At 38.8% G+C, this 14,829-nt stretch carries 17 protein-coding genes; 3 read left to right on the top strand and 14 right to left on the bottom strand.

Going from position 1 to position 14,829, the window contains the following annotated elements; translation table 11 throughout:
* The first annotated feature begins 11 nt into the window (after nt 1-11).
* Nucleotides 12-185 (top strand): hypothetical protein, encoded by a 174-nt coding sequence (locus AC5WOF_RS08945; RefSeq protein ID WP_496049619.1) that lies wholly within the window; start codon nt 12-14, stop codon nt 183-185.
* Nucleotides 186-222: 37 nt separating this feature from the next.
* Here the strand turns inward: AC5WOF_RS08945 and AC5WOF_RS08940 are convergent, their stop codons facing one another.
* From AC5WOF_RS08940 to AC5WOF_RS08915, 6 genes are all read right to left on the bottom strand, one after another.
* Complete coding sequence (locus tag AC5WOF_RS08940) at nt 223-870, bottom strand: FMN-dependent NADH-azoreductase (protein ID WP_496049618.1); 648 nt, start codon at nt 868-870, stop codon at nt 223-225.
* 157 nt (nt 871-1,027) lie between these two features.
* A complete protein-coding gene (locus AC5WOF_RS08935) occupies nt 1,028-1,540 on the bottom strand; it encodes an adenine phosphoribosyltransferase (protein WP_496049617.1) in 513 nt (170 codons plus the stop codon).
* 5 nt (nt 1,541-1,545) lie between these two features.
* Nucleotides 1,546-3,855 carry a single-stranded-DNA-specific exonuclease RecJ gene (recJ, locus tag AC5WOF_RS08930; protein ID WP_496049616.1) on the bottom strand — a complete coding sequence of 770 codons (2,310 nt, stop codon included), beginning with the start codon at nt 3,853-3,855 and terminating at the stop codon, nt 1,546-1,548.
* Between the two features lie 101 nt (nt 3,856-3,956).
* Nucleotides 3,957-4,856 carry a protein translocase subunit SecF gene (gene secF / locus AC5WOF_RS08925; protein WP_496049615.1) on the bottom strand — a complete coding sequence of 300 codons (900 nt, stop codon included), beginning with the start codon at nt 4,854-4,856 and terminating at the stop codon, nt 3,957-3,959.
* Nucleotides 4,846-6,078: a protein translocase subunit SecD gene (gene secD / locus AC5WOF_RS08920; protein ID WP_496049614.1), complete on the bottom strand. Its 1,233-nt coding sequence runs from the start codon at nt 6,076-6,078 to the stop codon at nt 4,846-4,848. Before secD ends, secF begins: the two co-directional genes overlap by 11 nt.
* Nucleotides 6,079-6,232: 154 nt before the next feature.
* Complete coding sequence (locus AC5WOF_RS08915) at nt 6,233-6,520, bottom strand: post-transcriptional regulator (protein WP_496049613.1); 288 nt, start codon at nt 6,518-6,520, stop codon at nt 6,233-6,235.
* A 146-nt stretch (nt 6,521-6,666) separates the two neighbouring features.
* On the opposite strand from AC5WOF_RS08915, the gene spoVB reads away from it, so the two are divergent.
* Nucleotides 6,667-8,226 carry a stage V sporulation protein B gene (spoVB, locus tag AC5WOF_RS08910; protein ID WP_496049612.1) on the top strand — a complete coding sequence of 520 codons (1,560 nt, stop codon included), beginning with the start codon at nt 6,667-6,669 and terminating at the stop codon, nt 8,224-8,226.
* On the opposite strand, the gene AC5WOF_RS08905 is transcribed toward spoVB, so the two are convergent.
* Nucleotides 8,223-8,906: a DUF421 domain-containing protein gene (locus tag AC5WOF_RS08905; protein ID WP_496049611.1), complete on the bottom strand. Its 684-nt coding sequence runs from the start codon at nt 8,904-8,906 to the stop codon at nt 8,223-8,225. The genes spoVB and AC5WOF_RS08905 overlap by 4 nt on opposite strands.
* A gap of 133 nt (nt 8,907-9,039) precedes the next feature.
* On the opposite strand from AC5WOF_RS08905, the gene AC5WOF_RS08900 reads away from it, so the two are divergent.
* A complete protein-coding gene (locus tag AC5WOF_RS08900; RefSeq protein ID WP_240873911.1) occupies nt 9,040-9,420 on the top strand; it encodes a TIGR04086 family membrane protein in 381 nt (126 codons plus the stop codon).
* A gap of 15 nt (nt 9,421-9,435) precedes the next feature.
* Here AC5WOF_RS08900 and yajC read toward each other — a convergent pair whose 3' ends face one another.
* The 7 genes from yajC to AC5WOF_RS08865 form a co-directional block, all read right to left on the bottom strand.
* Nucleotides 9,436-9,810 (bottom strand): preprotein translocase subunit YajC, encoded by a 375-nt coding sequence (yajC, locus tag AC5WOF_RS08895; protein ID WP_496049610.1) that lies wholly within the window; start codon nt 9,808-9,810, stop codon nt 9,436-9,438.
* 12 nt (nt 9,811-9,822) lie between these two features.
* A complete protein-coding gene (gene tgt / locus AC5WOF_RS08890) occupies nt 9,823-10,959 on the bottom strand; it encodes a tRNA guanosine(34) transglycosylase Tgt (protein WP_496049609.1) in 1,137 nt (378 codons plus the stop codon).
* 82 nt (nt 10,960-11,041) lie between these two features.
* Nucleotides 11,042-12,070, bottom strand: coding sequence for a tRNA preQ1(34) S-adenosylmethionine ribosyltransferase-isomerase QueA (gene queA / locus AC5WOF_RS08885; protein ID WP_496049608.1), 1,029 nt, complete (start codon nt 12,068-12,070; stop codon nt 11,042-11,044).
* Nucleotides 12,071-12,112: 42 nt separating this feature from the next.
* Complete coding sequence (ruvB, locus tag AC5WOF_RS08880; protein WP_496049954.1) at nt 12,113-13,117, bottom strand: Holliday junction branch migration DNA helicase RuvB; 1,005 nt, start codon at nt 13,115-13,117, stop codon at nt 12,113-12,115.
* 5 nt (nt 13,118-13,122) lie between these two features.
* On the bottom strand, nt 13,123-13,707 hold the full coding sequence (ruvA, locus tag AC5WOF_RS08875) for a Holliday junction branch migration protein RuvA (protein WP_496049607.1): 585 nt from the start codon (nt 13,705-13,707) through the stop codon (nt 13,123-13,125).
* 18 nt (nt 13,708-13,725) lie between these two features.
* Nucleotides 13,726-14,199, bottom strand: coding sequence for a crossover junction endodeoxyribonuclease RuvC (ruvC, locus tag AC5WOF_RS08870; RefSeq protein ID WP_496049606.1), 474 nt, complete (start codon nt 14,197-14,199; stop codon nt 13,726-13,728).
* Nucleotides 14,200-14,225: 26 nt separating this feature from the next.
* Complete coding sequence (locus AC5WOF_RS08865) at nt 14,226-14,777, bottom strand: hypothetical protein (protein WP_496049605.1); 552 nt, start codon at nt 14,775-14,777, stop codon at nt 14,226-14,228.
* Nucleotides 14,778-14,829: the final 52 nt, after the last annotated feature.

The following is a 14,829-nucleotide window of genomic DNA, read 5'->3' as shown; positions in this document are numbered from 1 at the left end:
GGGAGTATGAAATGGATTTTTTTCATAACGTGTCCAAAGATTTCCGAAATGCTCAGTGGGATTTTCCCAAAGTCGATATCCCGATATTTAAAAACTTCCATCCTTTTTCCAATGAACAAGATTTTATTGTGACGATTGTTTTTATTATTCTACTATTACTACTCATTTTATCTCAACAAAAGTAAAAAAGTACAACCACATGGATTGTACTTTTTTACTTATTTACGCTCGAACTGTTTCACCTGAAAAATTTCTTGCGACTTCTCTCGCTTTTTCAATTGCGTTAGCAACAATTCCCTCTGCTTTACTCGGATCAAATGACATTCCTTCGGCAACAACAGTTTGAATATCTGTAACTCCTAGGAAATTAAGCACTGTACGAAGATAGCGATCTGCAAATTCCAATTCTTTCGCAGGTCCTTCAGAATAAAAACCGCCTCGTGCTTGGATATGCACCACTTTCTTTTCACCAAGCAAACCTATTGGACCATTTTCCGTATATTTGAATGTTTTCCCAGCAATACAAATCGCATCGATATATGCTTTCAATTTTGGTGGAAAGAGGAAGTTCCAGAAAGGTGTTACAAATACATATTTATCTGCTGCTACGAACTCATCTGTGAGTTCAGCAATTCGCTCTACTTTTGCTCTTTCATCTGCTGAAAGGTCTTCCCCTTTTGAAAGTTTTCCCCACCCACTAAATACATCAGCATCAATCATCGGTATATCCAGGTTATATAGATCGAGATGGACTACTTCATCTTGAGGATTTTCTTTTTGGTATTCTTCTAGAAAAGCTTTCCCAGTACGCAAGCTAAAAGACTCTGCGACTGGTTTTGGATTTGCTGTGATATATAATACTTTTGCCATCAAAAATTACCTCCAAAATTCACATCGTATTCGTAGATTTATATTACTGCGATTAGGATTCCCTCTTAAATTGTGAATTATGTAAGTGGATAGCATTAGATAGGCAAAGAATGAAAAGTAAAGTAAAAAAAATGAGGTGGTACAGCCCACCTCACTTCTAATATTGAACCAATGTCTGTATATCGATATCTCCTAATTTTTCACGTCCATCTAAGTAAGCCAGCTCAATTAAAAATGCTGCGCCTACCACTTCAGCATCTAGTTGCTTTACCAATTCAAGTGTCGCTGAAATGGTCCCGCCTGTAGCTAATAAATCATCTGCTATAAGCACCCGCTGACCAGGCAATATTGCATCTTTATGCATGACAAGCGAGTCTTGACCATATTCCAGATCATATGTGACTTCAATCGTTTCATGCGGAAGTTTATTTGGTTTACGAACAGGTACAAATCCAACTCCTAACGCATAGGCCAGAGGTGCTGCAATAACAAAACCTCTAGCCTCAGGTCCAACAATTAAATCAATTTTTTTATCTTTATAAATGTCTACTAGTTGATTGATCATGAATTGGTAAGCAGGACCATTTTTCAATAGAGTTGTAATATCTTTGAAGCGAATACCCGGTTGAGGAAAATCCGGGATAACGCGAATTATATCTTTTAAGTTCATGTACGTTATGCTCCTTTAATTGTTTTGCTCAATTCACGAAAAGAAGAATAGATAAGTGTCTGAAGTACTTCTGCTTGGTCTCTTCCTTGTTGATATATGTTGGATTCGAATAAATCACGTTTTATTGGATTAGCTATAACTTCTACTTGATCATCCTCAATGGCAATAAAATTTAATTCCTCAAAAACATCCATTAAAAAACGAATAACTCTAGCAGACATAGCAAGACGTTTACTCAATGCATCAATACTCGCCTGCATTGGGATACGGGTAGAACGTTTCGCCCAAAGTGTTTGATACATAAGCTTACATTTCTCACGACTGGGAACGACTGGTAAACGATATACCATATCTTCATCACCAAAACAAACATAGATACGCTCCGTATTCTTTAAACTTTGAATTACTGTTTTAAACCTCACAACGGATGGAGGAGCATCCAAGAGAGCAAGATGAGCAAATGGGAGATCGTGGGGAATATCGTCATCCCATGTGTACAATTGTCCTTCTTCTAAATTGGTATACCTCTCTTTGCTCGAAGAAATACATAGCACCGCTTTTCCAGCTAACTCTGCGACTCTAGCTTCTTTTCGATTGGTACGCCAATCAAATATTTGCAGATGAGGGATAGCCAAGTCTCGTATCAAAACCTGCGCTTTTCTTCTCCCATTCCACTCGTTTACTTGCAATTCTCCCACGATTTGAGTATTCGCCCCAACTGTTAATTGATTTGCAAGTTCACTACACCGAAAACGAACCGCTTCCAATTTATTACCACTATCATCTTTTAAATGTAATTTGAGATGATTAGATTGACCACCCATCCAATCTAATCGGTAAGCCTCTGTTTCTTCAATTTGAAACAAAGGAACTGGGTTGCCAATACCATAAGGCTCTAGTTGATTTAATGAATCAATTAACGCCGTATTTGCATCTGCTATTGAAATCTTTTCTTCAACCAGCGTTTCTTTTATATAATCTGCACTAGTCAACCACTCTTCGGCTAATTCTGTAAGCTTGGAATGAAAATGAGGCAGATTCGTTTCTGTTAGAGCCATTCCTGCTGCCATTTCGTGGCCTCCATAAGTCGATAGCAGTCTACTGGCTCCTGTCAATGCTCGATGCAAATGAAATCCACGAATACTTCTTGCAGACCCTTTTAAAAGACCTGTTTTCTGATCTTTTCCAAGTACAATAGTAGGTCGATAAAATGTCTCTACCAGCCTGGATGCAACAATCCCAACTACTCCTAAGTTCCAATCTTCTTTATATACCACGATTACTTTGCTGTGTAATTGTTTATCTGCTTCTACTTGGGCAACTGCTTCCATTGTGGCAGTATCTACCAATGTTTGACGTTCGATGTTTTTTTCATTTAATAACATCGCCAACTGCTTAGCTCGTGTTTTATCTTTCGTAGTTAACAATTCTACTGCTTCTGTAGCAGAAGAAAGCCTTCCAATCGCATTAATACGAGGACCTAGAGAAAATCCTACATGTCCAGCATTTACTTTTTTCTCAATCCCCGAAACTGCCATTAATTCAGTCAATCCTATATTGGTCTGTGAATTCATGCAGTTCAAACCAAAAGAAGCAAATATCCTGTTTTCTCCTTTTAAGGGAACTAGGTCGGCAATAGTACCTAATGCTACTAAATCAAGCCAACGAGTGGGAACTTCTCCCAACAAGGCTGTGGCCAATTTTGCAGCTACTCCGACTCCAGCAAGCTGTTTATCTGGATAGGAACAATTTGGCTTTTTGGGATTTAAGACAGCCACCGCTTCTGGAATTACCGCAGAAGGTTCATGATGATCAGTAATAATGAGATCTAAACCGATGGATTTAGCAAATGCAGCTTGTTCCACGGCGCTAATCCCTGTATCAACTGTCACCAGTAAACTTATTCCCTCGTCTTTGGCTGATTGAATGGCCGCTTGATGTAGCCCATATCCTTCTCGAAATCGATTTGGAATATAGTAGTCTACTTGTGCTCCAAGTACTTCAAATACTTGTAGCATCAAGCTTGTACTCGATACACCATCTACATCATAATCACCATAAATTCTAATTCGTTCTTGATTTTGGATGGCAGCTCTGATTCTCTCGACTGCTTTGGTCATATCATGTAGAAGAAAGGGATCATGCAAAGAGTCCAAGGAAGGTTGTAAAAACCGTTTGACTTCTTCTTTTTCACGCAGACCTCTTCGTATCAAAATGCGAGCTACCATGGGATGCAAAGAAAGCTCATCTTTTAATATTTGAATTTCCTCAGAAGCTACTGGTATCGTATTCCATCTAGATTTGGGATGTAGCAACTCCATACCCCCTCTCTTCCTTTGAACAATGATAAAACCGCGAAGTTCGCGGTTTATCTCTACCGATCATTTTTTCTCTAAAATGCTGAAACAAGCAGTCTCTATGCAGAGGATGACACTTTCTTTTGAATTGATTTCCATGTCCATACGATCCATATTTGACTTGCGATGAAAATGGATGAATATGCTCCCGAAACCAAACCTAGTATAAGAGCTAAGGAGAAATTGCGAATACTCTCCCCTCCTAGCAGAACCAAAGCCAATGCCGCTAAGAGAACAGTAACAACTGTATTAATAGAACGAACTAATGTTTGTCGAATACTTTCATTGACCATGGATGCTAGATCTTCCCATTTTTTAGGCTGCTGACGATCATAGTTTTCACGAATTCGATCGAAGATAACGATCGTATCGTTGATGGAGTATCCAATAATTGTCAGGATAGCTGCAATAAACACAACATCAACCTCGATTTGAAAAATGGAGAAGATACCAATTGTGAACAATGCATCATAAAACAACGTAATAACAGCTGCTATAGCAAATCGGTGTTCAAACCGAATAGACACATAAATAACAATAGCCACACATGCAAGCAAAGTAGCGATAATCGCGTTTCTCGCCAATTCACGACCAATGATAGGATCTACAACTTGCGATTGAACACTAACTTTTGTTTTAAATGCTTTGTTAAAAGCAGAGGTTATTTCAGCTACTTTGGCAGGATTTATCGTTTCAGAAGTACGAAAAATGAGTATATCTGATTTTTTCCCACCCACTCGTGCATTCGGATTTTGATATCCGAGCTTGGTAAGTATGTTTTTAGATTCATTGATATTCACTGTTTTACCAATGGAAATATCCAATCTCGTTCCGCTTACAAAATCTATCCCCAAATTTAACTGTTGTACAAACAAAGAGACAATTCCTGCAACAATCAGGAGAATCGAGATACCAAAAAACAATTTCCGTTTTCCTACAAAATCTATGTTATAAGTCACTAATCTCATCCTCTTTCACATTAAACCAGCTAGGCTTGTTCATCAGATTAGATTTAACCAATAAATTTACCATGATTCTTGATAATGCTACTGCTGTTAATAAACTTACGATGATCCCAGCCATGAGGGATACAGAAAATCCTTTTACTGCAGCTGTTCCAAAGTAAAAGAGTAACAAAGATGCAACAATCGTGGTCACGTGAGCATCAATAATAGTTAGGAAAGAACGTCTAGATCCCGTTTTCACTGAAGCACGAACACTCTTTCCATGCCGCAGTTCTTCTCTTATGCGTTCATTCATAATGATATTAGCATCGACTGCTATCCCAATTCCTAATATAAAGGCAGCTAGCCCTGGCAAGGTTAAGGTCATATTTAACGCATCAAAAACCAACAGCACAAGATAACCGTATGCAATCAAAGTAATAACGGCTACTAGACCTGGTAAGCGATAATAACCGATCACAAAAATAAATATAGCTAAAATCGCATAGGCACCTGCTTTCAAACTATCTTTTAATGCCTCTTCCCCTAAACTTGCATCTACTGCATAACTTTGAACCTCTGTGAGCTTAATAGGCAGTGCTCCTGCATTTAGCAGACTTGCTAAATCTTGAGCTTTGTCTACCGTCTCTTGTCCACTGATAGTAGCTCGTCCCCCTGGTATCGCTTGCACGATAGTCGGAGCACTCAACTCATTTTCATCTAAGTAGATGGGCATTGGCTGCCCTATGTATTTACGAGTAATCGCCTCAAATTTCTTAGCATCTGTAAGTTGAATTTCTACGAGCGGCTGATTGTTCGAATCATAACCCACTTTGGCACTACCTGGTTTTAAATCTGTTCCTTTTAGTAACACTTTCTTTCCAGTAGGGTCACGAAAAGTCAATTGTGCTGGCTTTCCAATAATATCACGAGCTTTTTTCTGATCCTTGACTCCGGCTATTTGTACACGGATTCGATTGGGGGGCTCAATGGTTATATCCGGCTCTGTAACGCCTAAGATATCAATCCGATTCCGGATCGCACTCGCTGTTTGGTTCAAGATATCTGTATTTACTTTTTGGTTGGGAGCAGCTTGATAAAGTACTTCAAATCCTCCCTGTAAGTCTAATCCTTTGGTAATCCTACCCCAGATTGTTTCGGTTGTGGACAAAACAGTTCCGAGAATGATTACAGTAAGGAGGACAAATATCACTATTTTACCGCGTTTTACTCTCATCCTTCATACTCCTTCATCTCTCATAAAAACATTGTCTGCAAAAAATTACAATTCCATTATCCCAGCAGAAGAATAACGTTGTCAAACATACAAAAATATACTATTACTTATGTACGAAAAAGAGCGACTCAAGCGAGTCGCATAAATTTTTAGGCTAATCAGCTTTATAAACACTTAACATCAGCCAGTTCATAAACCGATTTGCTTTTAAAGACATAATATCATTTACAAGACGATTTAATCTTGGCCAACCACGGCGATATCCTTCTGATACACATGCCCAAATTTGTTCCCCAGTCACATCTTCATATCCATACATACGAAATTCATCTGCTTTACTATCACATAAATCTTCTATACAATTTTTCAACTCTTGTTCTGTCAATAATTCGACATCGGTACGGTTTCGTTTCATACTAACTGCTCTTAATGCTTTTGCCATTTTTTTCATCCTTTCTCTCTATCTACTATCGCAAAAATTCGACATCTATCATGTCGCTTCCTGCTAATGGATAACTTTCAGACATGGAACCAACGGACAAGGCATACAAATTTTACAAAGGATCTGTGAACGAGAAGGGGAGGCTTATGACCAAACAAGGTTTTCTCTATGGAACCATTATCCTAGTTGGGGCTGGATTTATCACTAAAATACTAGGTTTTGTATATCGCATTGCCTTATCTCGGATTATTGGAGATGAGGGAATGGGATTGTTCCAAATGGTTTTTCCTATTTTAATCTTCGCTGTAGTAGTTACTACAGCAGGTATTCCTGTAGCTATCTCAAAATTGATTTCAGAAGCGGAAGCACGAGGAGAAGAAGATCGTGTTCCAGCAATACTTATTGTATCAATCTTTATCGTATTGATCACCAGTGTAATCATTGCCATTTCTATTTTTTTTGGGGCATCTAAAATTGCACATGTGTTACTCACAGATGGCAGGACGATCTATACTCTGTTAGCCATAACACCTGTTATCCCTATTATCGCTATATCTTCGATCTTTCGAGGTTATTTTCAAGGTCGACAAAATATGAGCCCTTATGCAATTGCACAAATCGCAGAGCAGATGGTAAGAATATTTACTGTTATTTTTCTAGCACAATATTTATTGCCATATGGAATTGCATATGCTGCTGCTGGAGCAATGTTAGGGATGGTAGTAGGAGAATTTGTAGGGATGATCTACATTTATATCAGTTATCGAAGAGATGAAAAGTATGTACCTCTCACCTTGTTTCAAAAACCAAAACACCTTATGAGAAGTCTGAAAGAAGTCTTACGTGTTTCTGTTCCAGTTACACTGAGTAGAATGATAGGTTCTCTCTCCTATGCGTTAGAACCTATTGTAGTTGCCCAGAGTCTCGCTATCGCTGGAATCGCTACATCTGTCGCCACTGCTCTTTATGGTCGATTGGAAGGAATGGCAATACCCCTCATTTTCTTTCCAACTTTTATCACCTATGCCTTAACCGTATCACTCGTGCCAGCTATAAGTGAGGCAGCTGCTCAAAATCAACCAAAACTTATCGAACATCGACTACAACAAGCAATTCGCCTCTCCCTTTTAATTGGAGCTCCTTGTACCGTTTTTATTCTGATTTTAGCTGAACCATTGTCTATATTACTCTACCACAAAAAAGAGATCGCACATATGATTTATATCATCGCACCTGTGTCATTTATTCATTATTTGCAAGGTCCATTTGCATCAGTCCTGCAAGGATTAGATAAAGCAAATATTGCCATGCGAAATTCGATTATTGGCGCAATTTTAAAGATTCCACTTATCTTTTTACTCGCTTCAAGACCCTCTCTAGGTATTGATGGAGTAGCTATCGCTATTAATATAGGAATTATTTTAGTCACAGGACTTCACTTTATCAGCATTTTAAAATATGTGCCAATTTCTTTACATCTAAGACCCATTTCGAAACTAACTTTTTCAGTGATAACTATGGGTGCAGTTGCTTATTATTTAATCCAGCAAGAAGGCACACCATTGCTGCAAAAAGTACTCTTAACTAGTATTAGCAGTTTTGGTATCTATTTTATTTGCTTGTTACTTTTCAGTCTTGTTCGAAAGACAGATGTAAATCGAATTCCTTATGTAGGTAAATGGATTGCCAAAGTATTGCCCAGCTAATGTTTTTTGTCTTTTGCATCAATAAATAGCTTACCTTCATAATTCACACTGACATAAAAGATATCTGACAATTCTTTATAACCTTTTTTACGCAGTTCTTTTTTTAGCCAAAAACGATTTTGACCGATCTGTTGTAATCCATCTTCTAAAACTTTTCCTTCGAGTACAACTGGAACAGGAGGATGAAAGGTCTGTAGATTTTTTAGTTTCATATCTTCTTTTGTCACTGCTGTTTTTCCTACTTTAGGAAAAACACTTAATTTTCCTGATGTCTCTAAGATGGCATACTCTACATCGCTGATATTGGATATATTTTTTTCTCTTAGCTGCATCATTAAATCATCTAAATTATATCTACTTTTCGCCATAACACGATCTAATATTTGACCATGTTGCACAATGACTGTTGGCTCCCCATCAATCAGTTTGCGAACACTTTTATTTTTCAACATGATAAAAGAGAGCAAGATCTGAAGTGTAACTATTGTAACAATTGGAGTAACCCCATTAATAATTTCTAACTTTTTATCTTCTATTATCATCGCAGATAGGTCAGCGAGCATAAAGGAGACGATCAAATCAAACACGGATAATTTTCCTATTTCTCTTTTTCCCATCAAACGCATCATCAACAAAATAAAAAAGTAGATAAAAGTTGTTCGGAGGATCAAGCTCAACATAGTAAATTGCTCCCTTTTCCACTCATGTCCTTTACTATTTTTACCTGATCCCAAGTTTCTATGAGAAAAAATGGTCATAAAAGAAACCTTTTTTCCATAGGTTGTACCAAGAATATCTAGGAGGTTCGACCTTATGAAAGATATCTTACGCACTGGATGGCATTCACCAATGGTGGCAGGACAAATGATACTATGGGCTTTTATTGTCGGATTATCTCTGATTACTGCTTTGTTTCTCCGATTTACTAGCCTGGAAACGAGCAGCTTACCTCCCATTACCTTCTGCATAAATGCAATTGCTCTCTTATCTGCGGGATTTGTATCAGGAAAACGTTCAAGAAAAAAGGGTTGGTATTACGGTGGTCTTCAAGGGATCATTTATACCTTATTTATTTGGCTGATAGCATTTCTCGCATTTGACACTAGTATGCGAGTTGATCCACTCGTCTTTGGAATATTTGCATTTGGAATCGGTGCCTTAGGTGGAATATTCGGGGTAAATACATCAAGATAAAAAAAGCGAGAGAGCCTATTTGGACTCTTTCGCTTCTTCTTTTGTTTCTGTAGGTTCAGTTGTGATTTCTTTGGTCTCAATGGGTGTTTCTTCTACTTTTTCTTTTTTCTCAGATGCTACTGGTGTATCTTCCGAAACTTTGGATTTGATTGCGCCACGCTCAAATACAAGTCTAGTAGTATCACTAACTTTTAGAGTTACTCGTTGCTCATTTAAATCAACAATAGAACCATGAAGTCCACCAATTGTAACTACTTTATCTCCCTTTTTCAAAGCAGAAAGCAGTTGTGATTGTTCTTTACGCTGTTTATTTTGTGGGCGAATCAATACAAAGTAAAGTAGCGCAAACATCACTACGATATACACAATACTCCATGAAGAACTGGTCATCAAGTTTCCTCCCTAAAATGCTTTTGTTGGATTTAGAGATCCATAATATTGGATCATAAATTCTTTTTGAAAATCGAGTAATCGATCTTCCATAATCGCTTTTCTTACTTGCTTCATTAAGTTTAATAAGAAATACAGGTTATGGTAGGTCGTCAATCGTAACCCAAACGTCTCATCTGCTTTGAGCAGATGACGTAAATATGCACGAGAATAATTACGACAAGTATAACAATCACAAGCAGGGTCAAGCGGTCCAAAATCCCGTTCATATTTTGCATTACGAATCACCAATCTACCTTGGCTTGTCATCGTTGTCCCATTTCTGGCTATTCTCGTAGGAAGAACACAATCAAACATATCCACTCCAAGAATAGAGCCTTGGATCAATGCATCAGGGGAACCCACACCCATCAAATAGCGTGGTTTATTCACTGGTAAAAGTGGAGTAGTTACTTCCAATGTCTCATACATAAGTTCTTTGGATTCTCCTACACTCAATCCACCGATACCATAGCCGGGAAAATCGAGCTCGACTAATTGCTCTGCACTTTGTTTTCGTAAATCGGCATACATTCCGCCTTGTACAATCCCAAAGAGTGCTTGATCTTCTGGACGTTTATGTGCTTCTTTACAACGTTTCGCCCAACGATAAGTCAATGCTACAGAGTCTTCCACATACTTTCTCTCCGCAGGATAAGGTGCACACTCATCAAATGCCATCATAATATCTGCTCCGAGTGCGTTTTCGATCTCCATCACTCTTTCGGGGGACAAAAACAATTTTTCTCCACTTAAGTGAGAACGAAATTCTACCCCTTCTTCGGAAATTTTTCGCAGATTACTCAAACTAAAGACTTGGAAACCACCGCTATCTGTCAAAATGGGACGATCCCAATTCATAAAGCGATGGAGTCCTCCAGCTGTTTGCACGATCTCATGGCCTGGGCGCAAAAAAAGGTGATATGTATTACTTAAAATAATCTGTGCTTCCATCCCGACTAACTCTTCAGGACTCATCGTTTTCACGGTAGCCAGTGTTCCGACGGGCATGAAAATAGGTGTATCAATTGTACCATGTGGAGTATGTAGTTTTCCCAATCTCGCACCAGATTGCTCACATACTTTAATTAATTCGTAACGAACAGCCAATGTTCCTGTTCCTTTCTCACATCACTTGTTGAAATACACAATATCCATTATACACCAAAGCTTCTGCTGCTCAACCACCATTTTACTTGATCAACATGGCATCCCCAAAACTAAAAAAGCGATATTCCCTTTCTACTGCTTTCTTATATGCTTGCATCATGATATTTCGTGTGCTAAAAGCACTTACGAGCATTAACAAAGTAGATTTAGGAAGGTGAAAATTAGTGATCATCGCATCTACCACTTGAAACTTATATCCTGGATAAATAAAAATGTCTGTCCAGCCGTTAGTTTCCCTAATTCCATCTAAATGATTGCCGATTGTTTCTAACGTACGAACGGTTGTGGTTCCAACAGCAACAATTCTTCGACCATCTTGTTTAGCCTTTTTTATCAGCTCAGCTACCTCATGCGATAACTCATAATATTCCGCATGCATCGTATGGTTTTCCACTTGTTCCACTGCTACTGGCCGAAATGTCCCTAATCCTACATGCAACGTCACATAACCAATCTCTACTCCTTTTGCCTCCAATTCCCGAAGTAATTCCTCAGTAAAATGTAAACCTGCTGTAGGTGCAGCTGCAGAACCGATTTCTTGCGAATAAACCGTTTGATATCGCTCACTATCCTCAAGTCGCTCCCGAATATAAGGAGGCAGTGGCATTTGTCCTAATTTCTGAAATAGCTGTTCCACATCTCCCTCATACACTAGTTGAAAAATCCATCCCCCAGCTATATCCGTTGGAGAAACTGCAATCGCTCTGAGTTCTCCATCACCAAATTGCACAATTGCACCAGGTTTCATACGTTTAGCAGGTTTTACTAGCGCTTCCCATCGATCATCACCGAGGGGCTTTAATAATAACAACTCCACTTTCGCACCTGTTTCGATTTTTACTCCAAGAAGCCTTGCATGCCGGACACGACTGTTATTTAAAATCAATAGATCACCTTTTTGAAGGTAGGAAGGCAGATCTCGAAATGTAGCATGCTCTAACTCACCTGTCCTTTTATCGACAACCATCAGACGAGAAGCTGTACGATCATCTATCGGTTTTTGGGCAATAAGTTCACTTGGCAAATCATAATCAAACATAGATACATCCATCACGATCAACTCCAAAAAGAAAAGAGGCATAAGCCTCTGTTTTTACGTAGACTTAGGCCATTTCATACCTAAGTAATCGGCACATTGTTTCGTAACCATTCTCCCGCGTGGAGTACGCTCTAAAAAGCCTAGCTGCATCAAGTATGGCTCTAATACGTCTTCCACTGTGTGACTTTCTTCTCCAATAGTAGCTGCAATGGTTTCCAAACCTACTGGGCCACCTCGAAAATTGGAAAGGATCGATTTGAGTAATCGATGATCCAACTGATCTAATCCCATTTTATCCACCTGCATCCGATCCAATGCGCTAACTGCTGCATCCCTACTGATAAATCCATCACCTTCAACCTGTACATAGTCACGTACACGTTTGAGCAATCGATTTGCAACGCGCGGAGTTCCTCTTGAACGAGTAGCTAATTCAGCTGCACCTTCCTCATTCATCCCAACTTGAAGCAAATCAGCAGTCCGAAGCAATATTAAGGATAACTCTTCTTCTGTGTAAAATTCAAGCCTGCTGACAACTCCAAATCGGTCGCGCAGCGGAGCAGACAGAGAGCCTGCCCTTGTCGTCGCCCCAACTAGTGTAAATGGGGGTAAATCAAGGCGTACTGTCCTTGCACTCGGGCCTTTACCGATTATAATATCAAGCGCAAAATCTTCCATCGCAGGATATAATACTTCTTCTACTGATCGATTTAATCGGTGAATCTCATCGATAAACAAAACATCATTCGCTTCTAAATTAGTTAAGATTGCCGCTAAATCGCCTGGTCTCTCAATTGCAGGACCAGAAGTAGTGCGGATATTAGCTTCCATTTCATTTGCTATGATATGAGATAATGTCGTTTTCCCTAATCCAGGAGGGCCATACAATAACACATGATCGAGTGATTCGTTTCGTTGTTTTGCAGCCTCAATGTAAATCTTCAGATTTTCTTTTGCATGAGACTGCCCTATGTATTCTCTTAAAAACCTCGGTCGAAGGCTAAACTCCACTTGCTCTTCTTCCATGGCTAATTTAGCGGAAATAATCCGCTCCTCCAAATCACTCACCCCTTTTGCCTCAATGCTGCTCTTATCCAAGCTTCTACAGATTGATTTTCCTCAAAACTGTTGTTTGCTAATTGTGCTGCTTCTTTCTCATCATAACCTAGTCCCGTTAACGCGTCGATTACGATTTCTCGATCATTGGATTCAGGAACAATGGTTTGCGTGGATATTTCGATTGTTTTGGGCATCCAATGCGCTAGTTTATCTTTAAGATCCAAGATTAATCTAGCAGCTGTTTTCTTCCCTATTCCCGGAAGCTTTGTTAAAAATGCAACATTTTCAGCTTGAATTGCCGATACAATTTGAGCAGGTGTACCTGCAGATAATATCCCCAAAGCTGCTTTTGGGCCAACTCCAGATACGGCTAACAAGGAACGAAACAAATCTCGCTCTTCCTGAACTGCAAATCCATAGAGCAATGAAGCATCTTCTCTCACCACATGATGAATATAAACGATACTAGCAGCTCCCTCTTCAAACTGATAAGGGTTTACTACATAAACTTGGTAACCAATACCTTGAACATCAACACCGATATAATCGCTGTTTACTAAAAAAATTTCCCCACGTAATCGTTCAATCATCTCTATCTCAACTCTCCCTTATCTCGATCCAGCATGTACTTCGCAAATTGCAATAGCTAGTGCGTCCGCTACATCATCTGGTTTTGGGATCGCAGGGAGATGAAGCAATCGTTGAACCATCTTTTGTACTTGACTCTTCTCCGCTTTTCCAAATCCGGTAACCGCCATTTTAACCTGCAAAGGTGTGTACTCGGTTATAACAATATTACACTCTTCTGCCGCAAGCATAATTACTCCTCGGGCGGCACTAACCGTAAATGCATTGGTAACGTTTCGATTAAAAAAAAGTTTTTCAATTGCTATGACATCAGGCTGATGAAGTTGAAATAAATGTTTCGCTGCATCATATACTTCTTTCAATCGTTTAGGTGTCGGCATGCCCGCAGGTGTTTCTATACTACCATAGTCGATAGGGTGAAGTTTATTTCCCCGTCTCGTTAAAACGGAATAACCAACAATGGCTATTCCTGGATCAATTCCAATTATTTTCACAATTTTACTCCTCATGCTCCTCTTTTTCATACAATTTTATCTATTGTTTCCTCTTTTTCACGATGAATTTGAGACAATAACTGCAAATTTACTTTCCATATCTCTTCTTCTTTGATCGAATTAGCAAATAACTCAAACTCATCTGCCAATTCCCGCAATCGAGCAATCGTTAAAAAAGTACCATTTCTTAGCCTAACTGCTATACCACTATTCATCGGAACTAGCTCTACTTGACCAACATGCCCGGTTTTGTGTTTTTTTTCACTCACATATTCTTTGATAAGAATTTCACGGAAAGGAATATTGTCTTGTTCAACCATGTTCAACAAATGATAGAGGTATTGGAGATTAATATTTTTATCTGGAGTAAGAGCAATTATTTTTCGATTTGCCATCTCCGTCAATGAATTCATAATCTGATCCTCTGATAAACCCGTAACTTCTACAAGAACATCCATATCATCAAATTGGATACAACTATGTAACAATATGTACTGTTGTTGGTTTAATCCCAATCTTCGGTGATATCGAAGCAATAATTTGAGTAGATGTTGTAAAAAAGATTGTTGGGTAGTCATGGTTTTGCCTTACCTTTCTCTCTATGTGGTGGCTTCTTTCCATTTTAGACCA

Source organism: Shimazuella sp. NTD250, assembly GCF_059510375.1.
Note: the sequence above shows the minus strand (reverse complement) of the source record. Positions and strands in the feature narration are given on the sequence as shown.

Excerpts from the sequence above, each read along its gene's own strand:
- AC5WOF_RS08945 (WP_496049619.1), top strand. The coding sequence starts at position 12 with ATGGATTTTTTTCATAACGTGTCCAAAGATTTCCGAAATGCTCAGTGG.
- AC5WOF_RS08940 (WP_496049618.1), bottom strand. The coding sequence starts at position 870 with ATGGCAAAAGTATTATATATCACAGCAAATCCAAAACCAGTCGCAGAG.
- AC5WOF_RS08935 (WP_496049617.1), bottom strand. The coding sequence starts at position 1,540 with ATGAACTTAAAAGATATAATTCGCGTTATCCCGGATTTTCCTCAACCG.
- secD (WP_496049614.1), bottom strand. The coding sequence starts at position 6,078 with ATGAGAGTAAAACGCGGTAAAATAGTGATATTTGTCCTCCTTACTGTA.
- AC5WOF_RS08915 (WP_496049613.1), bottom strand. The coding sequence starts at position 6,520 with ATGGCAAAAGCATTAAGAGCAGTTAGTATGAAACGAAACCGTACCGAT.
- spoVB (WP_496049612.1), top strand. The coding sequence starts at position 6,667 with ATGACCAAACAAGGTTTTCTCTATGGAACCATTATCCTAGTTGGGGCT.
- AC5WOF_RS08905 (WP_496049611.1), bottom strand. The coding sequence starts at position 8,906 with ATGTTGAGCTTGATCCTCCGAACAACTTTTATCTACTTTTTTATTTTG.
- AC5WOF_RS08900 (WP_240873911.1), top strand. The coding sequence starts at position 9,040 with ATGAAAGATATCTTACGCACTGGATGGCATTCACCAATGGTGGCAGGA.
- yajC (WP_496049610.1), bottom strand. The coding sequence starts at position 9,810 with ATGACCAGTTCTTCATGGAGTATTGTGTATATCGTAGTGATGTTTGCG.
- queA (WP_496049608.1), bottom strand. The coding sequence starts at position 12,070 with ATGGATGTATCTATGTTTGATTATGATTTGCCAAGTGAACTTATTGCC.
- ruvA (WP_496049607.1), bottom strand. The coding sequence starts at position 13,707 with ATGATTGAACGATTACGTGGGGAAATTTTTTTAGTAAACAGCGATTAT.
- AC5WOF_RS08865 (WP_496049605.1), bottom strand. The coding sequence starts at position 14,777 with ATGACTACCCAACAATCTTTTTTACAACATCTACTCAAATTATTGCTT.